Origin of the sequence: Capnocytophaga sp. oral taxon 380 str. F0488 (genome assembly GCF_000318255.2) — a bacterium.
In the GTDB taxonomy this organism is placed as follows: Bacteria; Bacteroidota; Bacteroidia; order Flavobacteriales; family Flavobacteriaceae; genus Capnocytophaga; species Capnocytophaga ochracea.
Window position 1 is genome coordinate 40,973 of the sequence record NZ_KB291242.1, and the last position, 19,824, is coordinate 60,796.

Annotated in this window: 11 protein-coding genes; 1 reads left to right on the forward strand and 10 read right to left on the reverse strand. The window is 42.0% G+C overall.

All coding sequences use genetic code 11. The annotated features are described in order from the left end of the window. Positions 1–7: 7 nt before the first annotated feature. The 4 genes from HMPREF9078_RS11030 to HMPREF9078_RS11045 all read right to left on the reverse strand — a co-directional run bounded on the left by HMPREF9078_RS11030 (position 8) and on the right by HMPREF9078_RS11045 (position 9,466). On the reverse strand, positions 8–2,977 hold the full coding sequence (locus tag HMPREF9078_RS11030) for a TonB-dependent receptor (protein WP_009420745.1): 2,970 nt from the start codon (positions 2,975–2,977) through the stop codon (positions 8–10). Between the two features lie 162 nt (positions 2,978–3,139). Further along, on the reverse strand, positions 3,140–4,771 hold the full coding sequence (locus tag HMPREF9078_RS11035) for a DUF6377 domain-containing protein (RefSeq protein WP_009420746.1): 1,632 nt from the start codon (positions 4,769–4,771) through the stop codon (positions 3,140–3,142). A gap of 128 nt (positions 4,772–4,899) precedes the next feature. After that, positions 4,900–7,494, reverse strand: coding sequence for a DNA gyrase/topoisomerase IV subunit A (locus HMPREF9078_RS11040; protein WP_009420747.1), 2,595 nt, complete (start codon positions 7,492–7,494; stop codon positions 4,900–4,902). 463 nt (positions 7,495–7,957) lie between these two features. Further along, positions 7,958–9,466, reverse strand: a complete 1,509-nt coding sequence (locus tag HMPREF9078_RS11045; protein ID WP_009420748.1) for a sulfatase-like hydrolase/transferase — start codon at positions 9,464–9,466, stop codon at positions 7,958–7,960. Positions 9,467–9,634: 168 nt separating this feature from the next. On the opposite strand from HMPREF9078_RS11045, the gene HMPREF9078_RS11050 reads away from it, so the two are divergent. Then, entirely contained in the window at positions 9,635–10,240 is a 606-nt protein-coding gene (locus HMPREF9078_RS11050) for a superoxide dismutase (protein WP_009420749.1), read from the forward strand. 131 nt (positions 10,241–10,371) lie between these two features. On the opposite strand, the gene HMPREF9078_RS11055 is transcribed toward HMPREF9078_RS11050, so the two are convergent. From HMPREF9078_RS11055 to HMPREF9078_RS12255, 6 genes are all read right to left on the reverse strand, one after another. Then, positions 10,372–12,006 (reverse strand): S8 family peptidase, encoded by a 1,635-nt coding sequence (locus HMPREF9078_RS11055; RefSeq protein WP_009420750.1) that lies wholly within the window; start codon positions 12,004–12,006, stop codon positions 10,372–10,374. 112 nt (positions 12,007–12,118) lie between these two features. Further along, positions 12,119–13,477 carry a PspC domain-containing protein gene (locus HMPREF9078_RS11060; RefSeq protein ID WP_009420751.1) on the reverse strand — a complete coding sequence of 453 codons (1,359 nt, stop codon included), beginning with the start codon at positions 13,475–13,477 and terminating at the stop codon, positions 12,119–12,121. 3 nt (positions 13,478–13,480) lie between these two features. Beyond that, positions 13,481–13,813, reverse strand: coding sequence for a PadR family transcriptional regulator (locus HMPREF9078_RS11065; protein WP_002673691.1), 333 nt, complete (start codon positions 13,811–13,813; stop codon positions 13,481–13,483). 718 nt (positions 13,814–14,531) lie between these two features. Beyond that, entirely contained in the window at positions 14,532–14,843 is a 312-nt protein-coding gene (locus HMPREF9078_RS11070; RefSeq protein WP_009418481.1) for a DUF3467 domain-containing protein, read from the reverse strand. A 3-nt stretch (positions 14,844–14,846) separates the two neighbouring features. Then, entirely contained in the window at positions 14,847–19,133 is a 4,287-nt protein-coding gene (gene rpoC, locus HMPREF9078_RS11075) for a DNA-directed RNA polymerase subunit beta' (RefSeq protein WP_034543617.1), read from the reverse strand. A 317-nt stretch (positions 19,134–19,450) separates the two neighbouring features. Then, entirely contained in the window at positions 19,451–19,627 is a 177-nt protein-coding gene (locus HMPREF9078_RS12255) for a phosphinothricin acetyltransferase (protein ID WP_083477099.1), read from the reverse strand. Positions 19,628–19,824 lie beyond the last annotated feature (197 nt).

Below are 19,824 nucleotides of genomic sequence, written 5' to 3' on the forward strand. Positions count from 1 at the left end.
ATAGGTATTAAAAATCAATGTTTAAGCCAAAGATAAAAGTTTTGGTTTGAGGATAAGTACCCCAATCAATACCCATCGTAGGACCTGAAAGTCCTTGGTTTACTTCGGGGTCAAATCCTTTGTAGTTAGTGAGTGTCCAAAGGTTTTGAGCTGTGAAATAAGGTTGTATCTTGCGAATACCATATTTCAACAATTCCTCATTGGAAAGGTTATAAGCCAGAGTAAGCGTTTTGAGACGCAAATACGAACCATCTTCTACCCATCGCGAAGAGGCTTTGATGTTATCGGCACTTCTTACAGCACGAGGAATGTCGGTAATATCACCAGGTTTTCTCCAACGGTTGAGCACGGCAGTTGATTGGTTTTTACCATCGTACATACCTTCAGTTTCTATACGAGAAGCGTTGTAGATATCATTACCATAAGAACCTTGTAGAAATACGCTCAGAGTGAAGTTTTTATAGGAGAAGTCATTGGTAAGCCCAAAGGTAAAATCGGGGTTAGGGTCGCCTATATAAGTTTTATCGGACACTGAGATTTTACCATCACCATTGAGGTCTTTGTATTTGATATTACCTGTTTGAGGGTCTACTCCTTCACTTATAAATCCCCAGAACTTGCCCAAAGGCTGCCCTTCGGTAATACGTACCACTTGTTCAGTAATAGCTTCGGAAGTGCTGGCGTAGTAATATACTTTTTGAAGGGTAAGTTTAGTTAGCTCATTGCGGTTGAACGAGATATTGAAGTTTGTATTCCATTCAAAATTACCTGTAAGGTTACGGCTATCCACAGAGAACTCTAACCCTTTATTGGTCATTTCGCCCTCATTGCGATATATAGAAGGTACTGGTGAAGTAGCAGGAAGAGGCACATCCATCAATAAATCGGTAGTCTTTTTAAGGTAAGCGTCTACCGCTAAAGAGATACGATTTTTGAAAAGCGAAAGGTCAAGCCCTATATTGCTTTGAGTGGTGGTTTCCCAAGTGAGGTTAGGGTTAGAGAATGAATTAGGGCGCAAAGTTACCATTGCATCACCTTTGCCTGCCTCCCACCAGTTTTGACGAGTGATAGAAAAGCGTTGTAAGTAGCCATAATCGGATATACCCGCTTGGTTACCTGTTTGTCCCCAGCCACCGCGCAATTTGAGTTCGCTAAGCCATTCTACATTCTTCAAGAAGTTTTCTTGTGAGATACGCCAACCGACGGATACAGAAGGGAAGTACCCCCAGCGTTTTCCAGGTGCTAATTTTGAAGAACCATCGGCGCGGAAATTAGCTGTGAGAAGGTATTTGCTATCATAGTTATAAGAAATACGACCTAAATACGACATAATCGCCCATTCGGCAGCACTCGAACCACTACCTTGTTCTATTTTATTGGCAGCGTTGAGGGTTTTGATGTCGGGTGTAAGGAAGTGAGAGGCATATAAATAGCTTTCGTTCCATTTAGATACCGTTCCTGAAGTACCTGCCAAAGCAGAAAGGTTGTGCTTGCCGAAACTCTTATCGAAGGTAAGCAAATTGTCGTAAGTCATCACGGTGTTGTTAGTACGGATATCGTCGGCAGTACCGAAGATCTTACGTCCATATTCGGTGAGTTTAGGGTCAGTCCAATGAGTTTGAGTGCGTCCTAAACGGTCGATACCTACTGTAGATTTGAACTTCAAGCTCGGCAAGAAAGTTACAATAGCCGATATACTTCCTACCAAGCGATTGCTCTTAGAGGTATTGTCGGCATTACGAGAGATATTCTCTACAGGGTGAGTGAGGTTTGCTCCATAGAAATTGTAGTAATACCAACCTTCTTCACCGGGTTTATCGCTCCATATAGGGGCGTATTTAGGCGTATTGATTACCGAAAGCACTACCCCAGCACGGTTAGAACCTGTACCGGTAATAATACCATTAGACGAGTAATCGGAATAGGATAGATTGGTTTCAAAAGTGAGCCATTTGCGCATTTTGGTTTCTAAGTTGAGGCGCACATTATAACGCTCGAAGAAAGAAGAGCGAATAACCCCTTCATCTTTAGAGTTACCTGCTGAAATGTAATACTTGGTATTTTCAGTTGCATTTGAGAAAGAAAGCTGTGTATTGCGGATAATACTCTTGCGGAAGGTCTCGTCGAACCAATCGGTTTTGTCGGTAAGACCTGAAGGAAGAGTAACGGCACCTGTTTCGTCCATCAGTTCCTTGTATTGAGCCGTATTTAAGGATTCTATGCGTTTGGCTACTTGCGAGATACCCACATAAGTATTAACAGATACTTTAGGCTCGTTACGTTTTCCGTGTTTGGTAGTGATAAGCACTACGCCATTAGCAGCACGTGAACCGTAGATAGCTGCTGAGGAAGCGTCTTTAAGTACTTGCATACTCTCAATATCGGTAGGGGCAATCCCACTGATGTCCTGCACAGGGATACCATCTACTACATATAGAGGGTCGTTAGAAGCGCTGATAGAAGTATTCCCACGAATGCGCACAGCCAAGCCTGCGCCTGGAGCACCATTAGGTTGTACTACTTGGATACCCGCAGCACGCCCTTGAATAGCCTGTGCAGCTGAGGTTACAGGACGTTGGTCGAGGTCTTGGGTCTTTACTGAGGTGATAGCAGTGGTTACATCACCACGTTTTTGAGTACCATAGCCCACTACTACTATCTCATCGAGGTCTTGGGCAACTTCAGAAAGTTTGACATTGAGCTGTTCACCTGTTACTTTTAAATCGAGGGTTTTGTAGCCTACAGAAGAAAACTCTAAAACAGCTCCTCGAGCTACGTCAGTAAGTGTATACTTACCGTCGAAATCAGTAGCTACGCCTTTGGTAGTACCTTTTATTACTACAGAAACACCAGGAAGAGGTGTTCCTTTGTCATCGGTTACGGTACCTGTTACTCTGCTGTATTGTGCTTGGGCAAAACCTACAAAGCCTACTAACAGTACCATCATTAGCATTAAATGTTCTTTGAGTACTTTCATAAAATAAAAACATTACGTTTGTTTAGTCGCTCCAAAAGTACAGCAAAAAAACACTTGTGCGCAATCGGGTATTAGAAAAGTACTGCTTTCAAAAAATATCGAATTGAATATTAGCTAATTGAATTGTGAAAAAAGCTTAAAAAAGTACTGAAATTTCACCTATTAATTACGTATTTTCTTCACTTTTTCTTCGAAAGTATCGCGTTCTCCTTTCGCTTTATTCCGTACTTTGGTGCGATAGTTGTACACTGTACGAAGAGAATAGCGCAAGAATTCGGCTATCTTATTACTATCGGTGATACCTAAACGAATGAGGGCAAAGATACGCAATTCGGTATTCAGTAGTTCACCTTTTTTAGGTAAGATTTGCTCTCCTTCCTCTAAAAGAGCATTGAAGTGAGTTACGAAATGTGGATATATATTGAGGAAGATGGTATCGAAATTTTTGTAAAGTACCTCTAATTCTTGTTCTACTACGGAGGTAGATTTTAGCACCTTGGTAAGGTCGTCAAACTGATGTTTAGAAGCCTTTTTGTAGAGTAGTTTTCGGTAGTTTTCAATCTTATCGATATAAGCAGAACAGAGGTTGAAGAAATGAGCAATATACTCTTCTTTAATAAGGTTTGCCTCCTCGAGGTTGAGGTTTGCCTCCTCGAGGTTTTGGTTCATCTGTTGTAGGTCAGTATTGAGTTTTTCGAGTTGCTGATTACTGTAAGAGAGTTCTTTACGTATCTTTATCAATCGCTTTACTTGTTTGTACACATATACCAAAGCGATAATCAGGGCTACTGATAATACGCTGATGAGTACCAAATACAGTTGTAATTCTTTCTTTTGTTTGGCTTCTTTCTCTTGATAGGCGGTGTTGATGATGGAATAGAAAGAGGCACCTTCTTCGGCGCGGTGTCGCACATTGCAGAAGGCAGCATCATCTATTGCCATTTTGATAAACTGATAGGCTTTGCTTATATTCCCTCGTTTGTAGTAAGTAAGCGCTAAGCTCTGCAAGGATGCGTTATCTTTGATTGCATTTTTGATGTCGGCGATAGCAGAAAGGGCAAAATAGTATTCTTGAAGGTCGTCATTTCCTTTTTCTCGTTCTACAAGACCTAAATAATAAGCTATTATAGCACGTTCAGGTTCCTCTTCGGTAGTTTGAGGCAATAGTTGCTGAAACTGTTGCATAGCGCGGTTCTTGTCTCCTGTAAAGAACTCATCGATAGCACTGTTTACTTTAAAAGTAAGCGACTGTTTATCTATGCACAATAATAAGGAATCGCGGTAGCGGTTGGAGGCACTCAAATAAGCGCTATTATTGATGCTTTGCCCATAATGACTGCACAAGGCATAACACGAATCGTAATATTCACACAGAGATTTCTTGGGTAATCGGTGTTTATCGATAGCTTTTAGCAGTTGCAACGCTTCTATGTACATTCCTTTTACCGAGTAGAGTTTAGAAAGTAAAATATGGGTTTCGTCTTCCTTTTCAGCATCGTTTAAAGCTATTGCTATTTGTTCGTTTTTCAGCAAATAGGCTACTGCCGAATCGACCTTAAATTTTCGGTATTCGGTATACAATTGTTTGTGCAGGTCGTATTTTTCTGTTGGTTGAGAGGCTTTTTTAAGAGCCTTTTTCAAAGAAGTAATACGCTGTTCTTTGGCTTGTATATAAGTGGCACTCTGCTCAATGGTTTGGTTGAGCCGGTGGAGCACAGCTTCTTTGCTCTCTTGTGCCACCGCTACATTCCTACCCAACAACAATATGACAAAGAGTGTGATATAGTTTTTCATAAGGTTTGTTTTTTAAAACTTCGGACATACTGCTCAATCAACTTTGCCAAAGGTCGTAGCACGACGAGCAATTAAAAACTTTGGCAAAGTGTAGCGATGCAAAAGCGACTTGATTATTCATCGTTATCTCAGAATTCTAATTCTGTTTGGGTGCCGTCACTATCATTTTCACAGGAAGGAGGGACAATTTCTTCATCACCGAGGTCTTCTACGGGTTCCTCTTCTTGAGGTTCTTCGTAGGGGAGAGATTCAAGGGTGTTGATAGTTTTCACCTTGTCGGTAGTGAGCTGGTTGCCCAAGGCTTTGATGCCTTTTACACTGATGAACTCTTCTAAATTCACAATGAGGTTCTCTTTCTCCTTGCCTTTTTCTTTGGTGAAGACTACCTCAGCCATAGGTCGCCAATCGGCAGAGACGAAGAGCAATTGCGATTTAGGATGTTCGGTAATGACTAACTCTTCGCGATTTTCGTTCTCTACCACAAAACGTTTTACAAATACGCGTTCTTTCTCGCCATCGTAGTAAATCACCGAAATAGGTTTCTCGGGCACCCATTTCTCCATTACGGCGATATTGTTCTCGAAATGCAGACTCAATTCGGGGATAATGGTCTTCACGACGCCCTCTTTGGTAATGAGAAGCATACGGTCATCGCCTTTGAAAGCCCCCAGTAGCGTACCGCGTTCTTCGGTGTTGAGGCGTTTTACAATATCGTCGAACCATATCTTGCGCGGTTTGAGGGTTGATACGCCTTTTTCTTTTAGCTCGATGCGCTTGATAGCGTATTTGCTCACGAGGTTTCCTTTCACGCCACGCCCTTTGATGAGGGTATCGGCAAAATCGATATCCCATCGCAGTTTGCGCAAAGTGCCTAACTGACGTAAGTTCACGGTTACCACTTCGGCTTCACCATTAGGGTTGGCTGTAAAATAGAGCACACGCGACTCTTTGTGTTGCGGAATGAGCTCGTACTTCTTATCGCGGGTAATACCCGTAACGTTGAAGCGCTTGATATAAGAGAAGCCTGTTTGTCCGTCCTTATAAATCATATTATACACGGTGCGCTTATCGTCTTTCTTAAAGACCGCTACGTGTATGATGTTTTTCTCTATATATTGTTTATCGGATACTTTGGTAACGTACATCGCACCGCTTTCGGTAAATACAATCACATCGTCGATATCACTGCAATCACCTACATACTCATCTTTGCGCAAGCCTGTACCCACAAAACCTTCGGCTTTGTTTACATAGAGTTTGGTATTGCGCACCACTACTTTGGTTGCCTCGATGGTGTCGAACACACGAATTTCGGTTTTCCGTTCGCGCCCCTTACCATAAGTCTTTTTAAGGCGTTCGAAATGGGCAATCGCATAGTCGATAAGGTTTGCGAGGTGGTTTTTCACTTCCTCGATATCAGCTTCAATTTTGAGGATATTTTCATCAGCCTTATAAGAATCGAAGCGGGTGATACGAATCATTGGTATTTGAGTGAGTTTAGCCAAATCGTCATCGGTAATCTCACGGATCAAATCTTTTTTGAAAGGTTCAAAACGCTGATACAAGTACTCGTACAAACTTTCTCTATCGGTGTAGTTCTTGAAGTCGATATACATCTCTTCTCTGATGAAAATCTTTTCGAGCGAGGCACTGTGCCATTGCATTTCGAGTTCAGAAAGTTCAATTTCGAGCTCTTGTTTGAGCAGACTTACTGTGCGGTCGGTACTGCGACGCAACACTTCTGAAACGGTGAGAAAATGCGGTTTGTTGTCCTCAATCACACAGGTAATGGGCGAAATTGCCGTTTCGCAAGCAGTGAAAGCGTAGAGCGCATCGATAGTCTTATCGGGCGACGTGCCGTTGGGCAAGTGCACCAATATCTCTACATTGGCAGCTGTGTTATCGTCTACCTTTTTGATTTTTATCTTGCCTTTTTCGTTGGCTTTTAGTATAGAGTCGATGAGCGAGGTAGTGGTGGTAGTAAACGGAATTTCGGTGATGCAAAGCGTACTCTTGTCGAGTTGCGAAATCTTAGCACGCACCCGCACACGTCCGCCTCTTGCCCCATCGTTATAGCCACTTACGTCCATAATACCCGCAGTAGGGAAATCGGGGTATAATTCAAAAGGTTTATTTTTGAGGTAAGCAATGGAAGCCTCGATAAGCTCGATGAAGTTGTGAGGTAATATCTTGGTAGAAAGCCCCACCGCTATCCCCTCGGTACCTTGTGCCAAGAGGAGCGGAAACTTCACTGGCAAGCTGATAGGCTCTTTCTTACGACCGTCATAGCTGGATTGCCATTCGGTTACCTTAGGACTAAAGACCACATCGAGGGCAAACTTAGAAAGGCGTGCCTCGATATAACGAGGCGCTGCTGCATCATCACCTGTGAGGATATTTCCCCAGTTACCTTGCGTATCGATGAGCAAGTCCTTCTGACCGATTTGTACAATAGCATCGCCTATACTCGCATCGCCGTGAGGGTGATACTGCATTGTATTCCCCACGACGTTAGCCACCTTGTTGTAGCGACCATCGTCTAATTCTTTAAGCGAGTGCATAATACGGCGTTGTACGGGCTTAAAGCCATCTTCGATTGCTGGTACAGCGCGTTCGAGGATTACGTACGAAGCGTAATCCAAGAACCAATCTTGGTACATACCTGTGACTTTAATGATGCTATCTCCTTGTGGAGTAGTGTTTTGAGGTGTATTGTCTTCCATCGGAACAGATGTTGTTTAAAGTGCAAAAATAGAAAATAATTAGCAAATGACAAAAAATGGGATTTAGGTGAAAGATAAAAGGTAAAAGGTAAAAGAAAGAGATGATGAATGACGAATGACGAGTGACGAGTGACGAGTGACGAGTGACGAATGATGATGACGAATGATGATGACGAATGATGATGACGAAGATAATGCGGAGGGGATTTCAACTTTGGCAAAGTATGTAGCGATAGAAAGACAAAGGTAAGGCGAATGATGAGTGGCTCTACAGTGGGTCTACAGTGGCTCTACAATGACTAAAGAACGAACAAAAGACGGAGCGAGCTACACGGGCAGATGAAGAATAAACGAAAGAAAAGCGGAAATAGAAGGGAGAATAAAAGAAAAAGTATTGATATTACATCGCTCCAAAAAAGTATCTACTTTTTTGAAGCGAATTTTATTATTGATTGTTAAAGCACTATTTTCTGTTTTTAATATTGTCGAGCATTGTTTTGAGTCTGATGAGCTCTTCGGGATGGTCTTTTGCTACATTGTAGAGCTCCATTATGTCTTCTTTGAGGTCGTACAATCGGGGCTCAGGATAGTTGCCCAGATGTGTGCGAGTGAGGGGTTGATAAGAGGGGTTGTCGCTGGGGACTACATATTTCCAACGACCATCGGTGATGGAGAGCGCTCCCCCAGAGGCTATTACATAAGGGCGACCTTTCTTGTCCTTGCCTAAGAAGGCTTTGAGGTAATCTTCGCTATCGGTGGCTGCTCCTGCGGGTATCTCAGCACCAATAAATTTACTCAAAGAGGCAAAGAGGTCGATATGTGAAAGCAAAGCGTCGGAAGTACCTTTTTTCACTATCTTAGGATAGCGTACGATAAAGGGTACACGCGTACCTGCTTCGTAATTGCTGTACTTTCCTCCGTGGTTGTGAAAAGCTCCCCACGGACGATGTCTGCCTAAGAGCTCTTCGGCTTGATCTTGATAACCATCGTCTATCACAGGACCGTTGTCGCTGGTGATAATGATGAGCGTATTATCGTATAGCTTATTAGCTTTGAGGGCTTTTACGATTTCACCCACTGTCCAGTCGAATTGGAGAATTACATCACCGCGGTAACCCATACCGCTTTTGCCTACAAAACGCGGATTGGGATAGCGAGGTACGTGTATATCATTAGTACCCACATAGAGAAAGAAAGATTGAGATTTGTGATTTTCGATGTATTTTACCGTTTTGGCTACAATGGTATCGGCGAGATGTTCGTCCGTCCAGAGTGCTTTGCCACCCCCTTTCATATAGCCGATACGCGAAATGCCGTTCACTATGGCTTGGTCGTGACCGTGGTGTAAGGAAGGTTTGAGCTTAGTGAGCAGTTCGGGGTTGTTCTTACCCGTAGGTTCACCTTCAAAAGGCAGGCTATAACTCACTTCGATGGGTGCTGAGGGGTCGTAATTGGCTACGCGTTGGTTTTCTATCCACACGCAAGGTACACGGTCGGCTGTGGCAGCCATTATGCAGGAATATTCGAAGCCTATATCGGAAGGTCCAGGGGTGATAAAGCCGTTCCAATCCTGTTTACCGCGTTCGCCTCCTAAGCCCAAGTGCCATTTGCCAATAGCGCCAGTAGTATAGCCTGCTGCTTTGAACACATCGGCAATGGTGGTTTGCTCAGGACGAATGACCATAGCAGCATCACCAGGAGCAATACCAGTGTCATTGCGTCGCCAATTGTACAAGCCCGTGAAGAGTGAATAGCGCGAAGGTGTGCAAGTGGCAGCGGTGGAATGTACGTTCGTAAAGACCATTCCTTGTTTGGCGAGTGAGGCTACCTGCGGGGTATGAATTGTCTTTTCGCCATAGCAACTTAGGTCGCCATAGCCTAAATCATCGGCTACAATGATGATGACGTTAGGTTTTTGGGCATAAGTAGCGAAAATAAAGCTATAAAGGAGAAAAAAGATACAATGTTTCATAATTATAGGGTAGTGGGTTTTTGTAAAAGAAAAATACCTTGCAAAGGTATGAAAATAATTATACTTTCCAAAATATAATTATACCTATATAAAGAAAATCTATCATTAAAGTATCTCAGCCAATTAACTTTTATAGTACTTTTGCTAAAAATTTAAAAAGAAAATACTATGTTTACATTACCTAAATTACCGTATGCTTACAATGCGCTTGAACCTTACATCGATGCGCGTACAATGGAAATACACTATACTAAGCACCACAACGCTTATACTACGAACCTGAATACGGCTTTGGCTCCAGCAGGGGTAGAAGGCAAAACTATTGAGGAAATTCTTACCTCACTTGATATGAACAATGCTGCTCTTCGCAATAATGCTGGTGGTTTTTACAATCACAATCTTTTCTGGGAAGTGATGAGTCCTAATGGCGGAGGTAAACCTACGGGAGAATTGGCTAAGGCAATTGAAGAGGCTTTTGGAAGTTTTGAAGCTTTTAAAGAAGCTTTTAGCAAGGCTGCGGCTACTCGTTTTGGCTCTGGTTGGGCGTGGCTTTGTGTACACAAAGGAGGTAAGCTTGAGATTTGCTCTACTACAAACCAAGATAACCCGCTAATGCCTAACACAGGTTGCGGTGGTTTTCCTATCTTGGGATTAGATGTGTGGGAACACGCTTATTACTTGCACTATCAGAACCGTCGTCCTGATTATATTGAGGCGTTTTTTAACGTGATTAATTGGGCGAAAGTTGCTGAGCTTTACAACGCTCATAAATAAGTCGTAGCAGTCGTATCAGTCGTAGCACGACAGGCATTTTAAATGCTAATGACTTATATGAATAAGAAACAAATATGGAAAAAGCCGTATGAGAATTTCTCATACGGCTTTTCATTGTATTATATAAATTTCTATTTGCTAAGTTTTGTTTTAGTAATTTTAGCGGCTAAGATTACTGCATTTTTAGCATTTACAATAGTACCTGTAGTAGAAAGGTCGGCGAAGTTTATTTCTTTGCGTTTTTTACCTTCATCATCATCTTCACCTACGAGTACTTTCATATCTACTTTTACACCAGACTCCATAATGATTTTCTTCACTTCGGCTGCACTGAGACTTGGGAAGTAAGAACGCAACAAGGCTGCAACTCCGGCTACTTCGGGAGAAGCCATTGAGGTTCCTTGCAAGAACTCGTATTTATTCTCAGGAGTAGTAGAATAGATTTTTACCCCAGGGGCAAATACATCGACATTGCGTTTACCATAGTTTGAGAAAGAGGCTACTAAATTCTTATTATATTCATAGTTCAAAGCCCCTACGGTAAGGAAGTTATCAGAGATTTCTTTCTTGTTTACTTCGTCGTTAGGATAAGTATCTTTCACGTCGATATCTTGAGAGTCGTTACCCGCAGCGTTTACGATAAGAACATCTTTAGAAGCTGCGTATTTGATAGCGTCATACACCCATTCTTTGTGAGGAGAGAAAGCTTTACCAAAGCTAGTGTTTATCACTTTGGCTCCGTTATCTACTGCATAGCGCAAAGCAAGAGCGACATCTTTGTCGTACTCATCACCATCGGGGACAGCGCGTACTGCCATAATGAGTACATTATCGGCAACCCCATTCATACCGATTCCGTTATTGCGTTCAGCACCAATGATACCTGCCACGTGTGTGCCGTGTAAGGCATCTTTGGTATTGGGACCTATTACGTTATTATTGCCGTAATACTTTTTGGTAAAGTCGTTTTCATTATCTTTTAAGATAGTTTTACGAGGTGAAAAATCGGGGTTGAGGTGATATTTCAGTTTTGTATCGAAATACTCGATAGCGTCGTTGAGTTCTTTTTTGATATCACCAGAATTAGAGACATCTGCTAATAGCTGTTTCATAAACTGAATCATCTCGGTAGTGGGAGCATCGAAAGTTTTGCCTTTGGTAGCAGCATCGATGTCTTTGGCGGTATACACTTCTTTACCTGTGATTTTACGCAAGTTGTTATCGGCAAATTCAGTTATTTGGATAAGTTGCTCATAATAGCCTTTGCGTTTTTTAGTTTCGGCAGTTTCTTTATCGAATTCTTTTTTAGCATTGGCATAATCAGGATTTTTCTTATCCTTAGTTTTGTAAATACGAGTCATCTCGGTATTTTCTTGCGCGATATTACCGAGGAAGTTCCAGCCGTGTACGTCGTCTACATAACCGTTTTTGTCGTCGTCAATTCCGTTGTCAGGAATTTCTTTAGTGTTTACCCACACTACGTTTTTAAGGTCTTCGTGGTTGATATCTACACCAGAATCTACCACTCCTACGATTACTTTTTTAGGGGTAAGACCTTTGAGTAAGGCATAGGCTTCTTGCAAGTTCAGTCCAGGGAAGTTTTGTTTAAACCCTTCGTGAGGCCACCCTTTGAGGGTAGCATCATTGTAAGTTTTCTGAGCTGAAGATGTTGCGGGAGCTTTGTCCATATCGGCACTAACTTTAGTAGCCCGACAGCCCACAAATAGGAAAGTTGCTAAGGCAACCCAGATAAATGATTTTTTCATTCTATTAGTTAATTACGTATTTAAATTCTATAGATTTTCATCTTATAACAAAAACCGTGCAAAAGTACGAAATAATTGCGAATTACAAATTACGAATGACAAAAAAATTACATTAATCTCTTTTTACTTCCTTCCCTTTGGGTACAAATAGAGTGATTTGCAGGCGTTGTGCGCGATAGAAATCTCCTTTTGCTATTTGATAGGTTTCAGGGATAGTGATTTGGTTATCTTTCACTTGTAAGGTATAATGGATATTTTTAGTATACTGTTCGGCTTGACCTATATTCCTGCCTCTTGAATGGGTAGAGACTTCAATATAGGGCTGTGCGTCTTCGGGTAATTCATTAACATTGAAATTACAATCGGCAACCACAAGGCTATCGTTTTTGATACCCATAAGACTCATCTTGTGAGTATAGTTACGATGTACTACCAAAGTATCGGAAGTGGTAACAACGGGTATTTTTTCTTGTATAACGGTTTCGGAGGTAAAGTCTCTTAAAACAGTTCCTAAGACTGTGAAACCTCCTATGATACCTACGGTTAAGCTCAACACATTGAACACTATCCAGCTTTTGGGTGTATGAAAATCCTTTACAAAAAGTTTGAAGCAAAGCAGTAAAATCACTGAAACAGGAAACAAGAGCAATAATACTGCTGAAAAGTACAACAAAGTGTGTTGCCAAGTTGCCGTCACTATAAAGGGAAGAAAATCGTTAAGGGCAAGCAGACTAATGCTTCCAAATACGGTTATGCCAAATAAGGAGAGCACTACGGCTATTAAGGATATAAGCAATGGCAATAGTAATAGAATCGCAATAAAGTAGAGTATTACTTTCAGTAAGATAGGGAAGCCATTCCTTTGAGGTTTTAGGGTTTCTTTGCTCGTAAAAGAAAAGTTGGAAAGGGTATCGATGGTTACGGCTTCACCTTTCATTTCTAACTTCTGAGCGGCTGTGCGTGCGGGAGGTACCACAGCCCAAAACGCAATATACAAGAGTAACAGAGCAGAGGTAAAAAAGTGAAGAATGAAGATATTCACCAGTAAGACTAATAGAAAGAAAATGCGTACCCAAGTAACGTCGTATTGAAGGTAATGGGCTATGCCTGAGAGTACGCCACCGATTTTCTTATCATCGATATCGCGGTATAGCTTTCGCCCTTTCAAAGAAGAAAAGGTAAATTTGGTTTCAGCAGAAGAGGGTTCTTCACTCTCAACGTATTGTTCGGGACGACCTAATACTTCTATAAGATATTGCACGTCTTGACCGATTACTACTTCGCGCTCTTTAAGACGAACTTTGAGTAGTTCAGCCATACGTTGCTCTACATCGTAGAGAATTTCTTCTCTATCGGTATTTTGGTTCAAATGATTACGCACCTCATTGAGATAGTTATTGAGGGCATTATAGGCGGTCTCTTCGATGATAAAAGAAAAACCACCTAAACTGATGTTTTTTATTTTGTCCATAATTTAAATAATTTTATCAATCATTGTTTGTAAATCACGCCAGGCTTTTACGGTTTCGTTTAGGAAGCGTCTGCCTGATTCGGTTAAGATGTAGTATTTACGAGGAGGACCTGAAGTAGATTCTTTCCATTGATAGGTAAGTAGCCCGCTGTTTTTCAATCGGGTAAGCAAAGGGTATAACGTTCCTTCGACCACTATCATATCGGCTGTTTTGAGCGCCTCTATCAGGTCGGAAACATAAGCTTCTTTGTTTTTGTCAATAATGGAAAGAATACACATTTCTAAGATGCCTTTGCGCATTTGTGTTCTTGTTTTTTCGACATTAAATTCTTCCATAGTTTTGATGTTTTTAAATTCGGGGCAAAGATACGACAAAAATAAGTATTATGCAATACATAGTACCAAAAATAATCAATATTTTTGTATTAGAAGTACTTAAGTCACTGATTTATTGATAGAAAGAAAAGGTAAGAAAAAGATATATTTTTTTGGTGGTAGAGATGTATTTTGGGTATGGGGAGCTTATAGAGAGCTTATAGGAAGATTATACGAATCTTGGACGATTGGTATAGAAAGGGGGTGTAAATAGTTAAAAATGAGGAGTTAAGAGAGGGGAATGTGTATGGTTAGCTTATAGAGAGCTTATAGGAAGCAGAATCTTGGACGATTGGTATAGAAAAGGATTATACGAATCTTGGACGATTGGTATAGAAAGGGGGTGTAAATAGTTAAAAATGAGGAGTTAAGAGAGGGGAATGTGTATGGTTAGCTTATAGAGAGCTTATAGGAAGCGGAGTTAGCTTATAGAGAGCTTATAGGAAGCTTATACACGAATCTTGGACGATTGGTATAGAAAGGGGGTATAATGCACTATGTATGAGAGGAATAGAGGGGGAAGAAAAACGACATTAAAAGTAAGTTTAGTAGGGTGATAAAAGATAAAAAGCTAAAAAAGGAATTGGCTTTTGAAGGAAGTGTAATAAAAAAATGCCAAAGGTGTGAACCACACAGGCGGTTAACATCTTTGGCAAAGTTATGATTATTTGTAATTAAATTAAGCTTGTCCGGTTACACCAAAGAGAGGTATGGCGTGACGGTCGTCGCTATTGGTAATAGTGCCATTGGCTTGTTCAAACTTCTGGATATTATCATCTAAGGCGAATAGCAGGCGTTTGGCGTGCTCAGGGGTAAGGATAATGCGACTGCGCACCTTCCCTTTGGGCATCCCTGGCATTACGCTCACAAAATCGACTACAAACTCGGTAGACGAGTGGTTGATAATTGCTAAGTTAGAGTATACTCCCTTGGCAACCTTGTCGTCGAGCTCAATGCTCAACTGTCCTTCTTTTTCTTCTACTTCGTCCATTGGTTATCTCGATTTTTTCTTTTCTACTACGGGTTCTAAATCAGCTTTAGAGCCTACGATGATTTTCTCGTATTCTTTAAGTCCGGTACCTGCTGGTATACGGTGACCTACGATTACATTTTCTTTCAAACCGTCGAGGAAGTCTACCTTACCACTTACCGCTGCTTCATTTAATACCTTCGTAGTTTCTTGGAAAGAGGCTGCTGAGATAAACGATTTGGTTTGCAACGATGCACGAGTGATACCTTGTAGCACTGGCATAGCAGTAGCAGGAATCACATCGCGAGCGATTACCAAGTTCTTATCGGAGCGTTTGAGTAGTGAGTTCTCATCGCGCAATTCACGCAGGCTCACTATTTGTCCGGCTTTTAAGTTTTCGGAGTCTCCGGCGTCTTCTACTACTTTCTTACCAAACAAGCGGTCGTTTTCCTCGATAAAATCGTCTTTGTGAACTAACTGACCTTCGAGGTAAAGAGTATCACCTGGGTCTTGGATTTCCACTTTACGCATCATCTGGCGGACGATAACCTCAAAGTGTTTATCGTTAATTTTCACCCCTTGCAAGCGATATACCTCTTGTACTTCGTTTACTAAATACTGTTGTACTGCCGATGGTCCTTTAATACGCAAAATATCATCAGGTGTTACAGAGCCGTCGGAAAGTGGTTTACCTGCACGTACAAAGTCGTTTTCTTGTACCAAGATTTGGCTCGATAATTTCACCAAGTATTTGCGTTCTTCGCCCGAGCGTGAAGTAACGATTACCTCTTTATTACCACGTTTAATTTTACCGAACGATACTACCCCGTCAATTTCAGAAACGATGGCAGGGTTCGATGGGTTACGTGCTTCGAAGAGCTCGGTAACACGAGGAAGACCTCCTGTAATATCCCCAGCTTTGGCAGAGCTACGCGGTATTTTCACAAGCACCTTACCTTCTTCAATCTTGCTGTTGTTGTCCACCATAATGTGAGCACCCACAGGCAAGTTGTAAGAGCGGAGCGTTTCGCCATTCTTATCAGTGATGAGCAAGGTAGGAATCAGCTTCTTGTTACGCGATTCTACAATCACTTTTTCTTGGAAGCCTGTTTGCTCGTCTATTTCCACTTGGTAAGTAACTCCCTGTTCGATATCTTCGTAAGCGATTTTACCAGAGTATTCCGAGATGATTACCGCATTATAGGGATCCCATTGGAAGAGTAAAGTTTCTTTTTTCACCTCTTCTTTGTCTTTTACAAAGATATGCGCTCCATAAGGAATATCGTGTGTTTGAAGTACCATTTTGGTAGTAGGGTCAAGCACGCGGAGCTCAGATGAACGCACTACTACGTCCACAGGGTTTTGTTCGTTGTCTTTACCACGAACTACGCGTAAGTCTTCTATTTCTAGTACACCGTCAAAACGGGCTTCAGTTTTATTTTCTTCTGATACGTTACCCGCAACCCCACCTGCGTGGAAGGTACGCAAGGTAAGCTGGGTACCTGGTTCACCGATAGACTGGGCAGCTACTACCCCTACGGCTTCCCCTTTCTGTACCATACGTCCGGTAGAAAGGTTGCGACCGTAACATTTTGCACAGATACCGTGTTTAGCTTCACAGGTAAGTGCCGAGCGCACTTCTATCATATCGATAGGAGCGGCTTCTATTTTATCTACTATTTTTTCAGTAATTTCTTCACCAGCACCCACAATAAGTTCTTCAGTGAGAGGATTGTATACATCGTGGAGCGACACACGTCCTAAAACGCGTTCACCGAGGGTTTCTACCACCTCTTCGTTCTTTTTGAGGGCACGTACTTCCACCCCACGCAAGGTACCACAGTCTTCTGTATTAATAATCACGTCTTGAGATACGTCTACCAAACGACGAGTTAAGTAACCTGCGTCGGCTGTTTTCAAAGCGGTATCGGCAAGACCTTTACGGGCACCGTGGGTAGAGATAAAGTATTCGAGGATAGATAGACCTTCTTTAAAGTTCGACAAGATAGGGTTCTCGATAATTTCACCACCCCCTACGCTCGATTTCTTAGGTTTTGCCATCAAACCACGCATACCGGTAAGCTGACGAATTTGCTCCTTAGAACCACGCGCTCCCGAGTCGAGCATCATATATACTGAGTTGAACCCTTGTTGGTCTGTACTGATGCGTTTCATCGCCAATTCAGTAAGTTGCGCATTGGTAGATGTCCACACGTCAATCACCTGATTATAACGTTCGTTGTTGGTGATGAGCCCCATATTATAGTTCATCATAATACCATCTACGAGTCCGTTAGCTTCGGCTATCATATCAGCTTTTTCTTGCGGAATGATGATATCCCCTAAACTGAACGACAATCCGCCTTTAAAGGCAAAACGGTATCCCATATTCTTGATTTTGTCAAGGAAGTCTCCCGTTACAGGAATGCTAGTAGCTTTGAGGATACGACCGATGATATCACGCAATGATTTTTTGGTAAGTACCTCGTTGATGTAGCCTACTTCCAAAGGCACAAGCTCATTGAAGAGTACACGTCCTGTGGTAGTTTCTACTACGGGATAATACACATTGCCATTTTCGTCGAGGTCACGCACTTTCACTTTAATAAAAGCGTTTAAGCTGAGCTTTCCTTCGTTATAAGCGATATTCACTTCTTCTGCTGAATAAAAAACTGAACCTTCCCCTTTAATAGGATGTTCAGGGGTAGACTTACGACCTTTGGTGATGTAGTAAAGCCCCAAGACCATATCTTGTGAAGGTACAGTAATAGGCGAACCATTCGCAGGGTTGAGGATATTGTGTGAAGCCAACATCAAGAGTTGTGCCTCTAAGATAGCCTCAGGACCTAATGGCAAGTGCACCGCCATTTGGTCACCGTCGAAGTCGGCATTGAACGCTGTACATACAAGCGGGTGCAACTGTATTGCTTTCCCTTCGATGAGCTTAGGTTGGAATGCCTGAATACCCAAACGGTGCAAAGTAGGAGCACGGTTCAGTAGTACAGGGTGACCTTTGATCACATTCTCCAAGATATCCCATACTACGGGCTCTTTCTTGTCAATGATTTTCTTAGCTGATTTCACCGTTTTCACAATACCGCGCTCGATGAGCTTACGTATTACAAACGGCTTATAGAGTTCGGCTGCCATATTCTTTGGCAAACCACATTCGTACATTTTGAGTTCAGGACCTACCACAATTACCGAACGTGCTGAATAGTCTACACGTTTACCGAGGAGGTTCTGACGGAAGCGCCCTTGCTTACCTTTCAATGAGTCAGAAAGTGACTTAAGCGGACGATTAGACTCTGTTTTTACAGCTGATGATTTACGTGTGTTGTCGAAAAGTGAATCTACCGACTCTTGAAGCATACGTTTCTCATTGCGCAAAATCACATCAGGTGCTTTGATTTCCATCAAGCGTTTTAAACGATTATTGCGAATAATCACACGTCTGTAAAGATCGTTAAGGTCGGAAGTCGCAAAACGTCCCCCATCGAGCGGTACCAACGGGCGCAATTCAGGCGGAATCACAGGAATCACCTTCATTATCATCCATTCAGGTTTGTTCTCGCGGTTTCTTTGAGATTCGCGGAACGCCTCTACCACTTGTAAGCGTTTAAGAGCTTCAGTTTTGCGTTGTTTAGAACTTTCGTTATTAGCTTTGTGACGCAAGTCGTAAGAAAGAGCGTCTAAATCCAAACGTTCTAAGAGTTCAAGAAGACACTCAGCCCCCATTTTAGCGATAAACTTATTAGGGTCAGTATCTTCTAAATATTGGTTATCAGCAGGAAGACTCTCAGTAATAGCGAGATATTCTTCTTCTGAAAGAAAGTCTAAGTATTGTAAATCTTCACCTTCTGGTCCTTTGGCAATACCTGGTTGGATAACTACATAGCGCTCGTAGTAGATAATCATATCCAACTTTTTCGAAGGAAGCCCTAACAAATAACCTATTTTGTTAGGTAATGAGCGGAAATACCAAATGTGAGCGATAGGCACCACAAGGTTGATATGTCCTACTCTTTCGCGGCGTACTTTTTTCTCGGTTACTTCCACGCCACAACGGTCGCAGACGATGCCTTTATAACGAATGCGTTTGTATTTACCACAAGCACATTCATAGTCCTTTACAGGACCAAAAATACGCTCACAAAACAACCCGTCGCGTTCAGGTTTGTGAGTACGATAGTTGATAGTTTCAGGTTTAGTAACCTCACCGCGTGAAACGGCTAAGATAGATTCAGGAGAGGCCAAACCAATCGAAATCTTATCAAATTTAGGAACAGCTGTATTTTTTTCTCTTGCCATATTATTTATGGTGAATATAATAAATTTATCGGGCTTCATAGGGGTCTCCCCACAAAGCCTATTTACAAAATATCGTGCAAAAGTACAACTATTTTTTAAAATAGCAATTATTTTTTCGCAATATTTTTAGAAGAATATTTTAAGAGGTTGATAGTTAGTAGCATAAAATTTATCGAAGTCTCAAACTTTTACACTTTCAAAGTTTCTACTCGCCTGTCCTGCTACAGCCTTTGCCAAAGTTTCTAATTTGCTTGTCGTGCTACGCCCTTTCTCAAAGTTGAAATCTTCTCCGTATTACCTTCATCATTCGTTCCTGGTCACTCGTCATTTCTTCCCTTATCCGTCGCTACATTCCCTCTCTTTGAGGTAGCCAGCAATAGCTGGGGATGCACCCCGCGAAAGCAGAGTATGTGTAAAGAGGGAGGTTTGTCTCCTTTTCCAACTTGTCCCCCTTCGGGGGTTCGGGGGCTTACCGAATAAATGACTCGCCACATTCCCCCTCTCTCCGAGGGGGCTAGGAGGAGGTTTCTTTTGATTTTCCGTCACACTCCCCCTAGTGCCTATGGCCTAAGGCCTATTGCCTCTCCTCTTTCTTTCGCCTCGAAACTCCGTTTTTAACATTTTTAGCCTTGTTGTATCGCTGTATGAATCAACTACTTATATACCTTTCCTATACCAATCGTCCAAGATT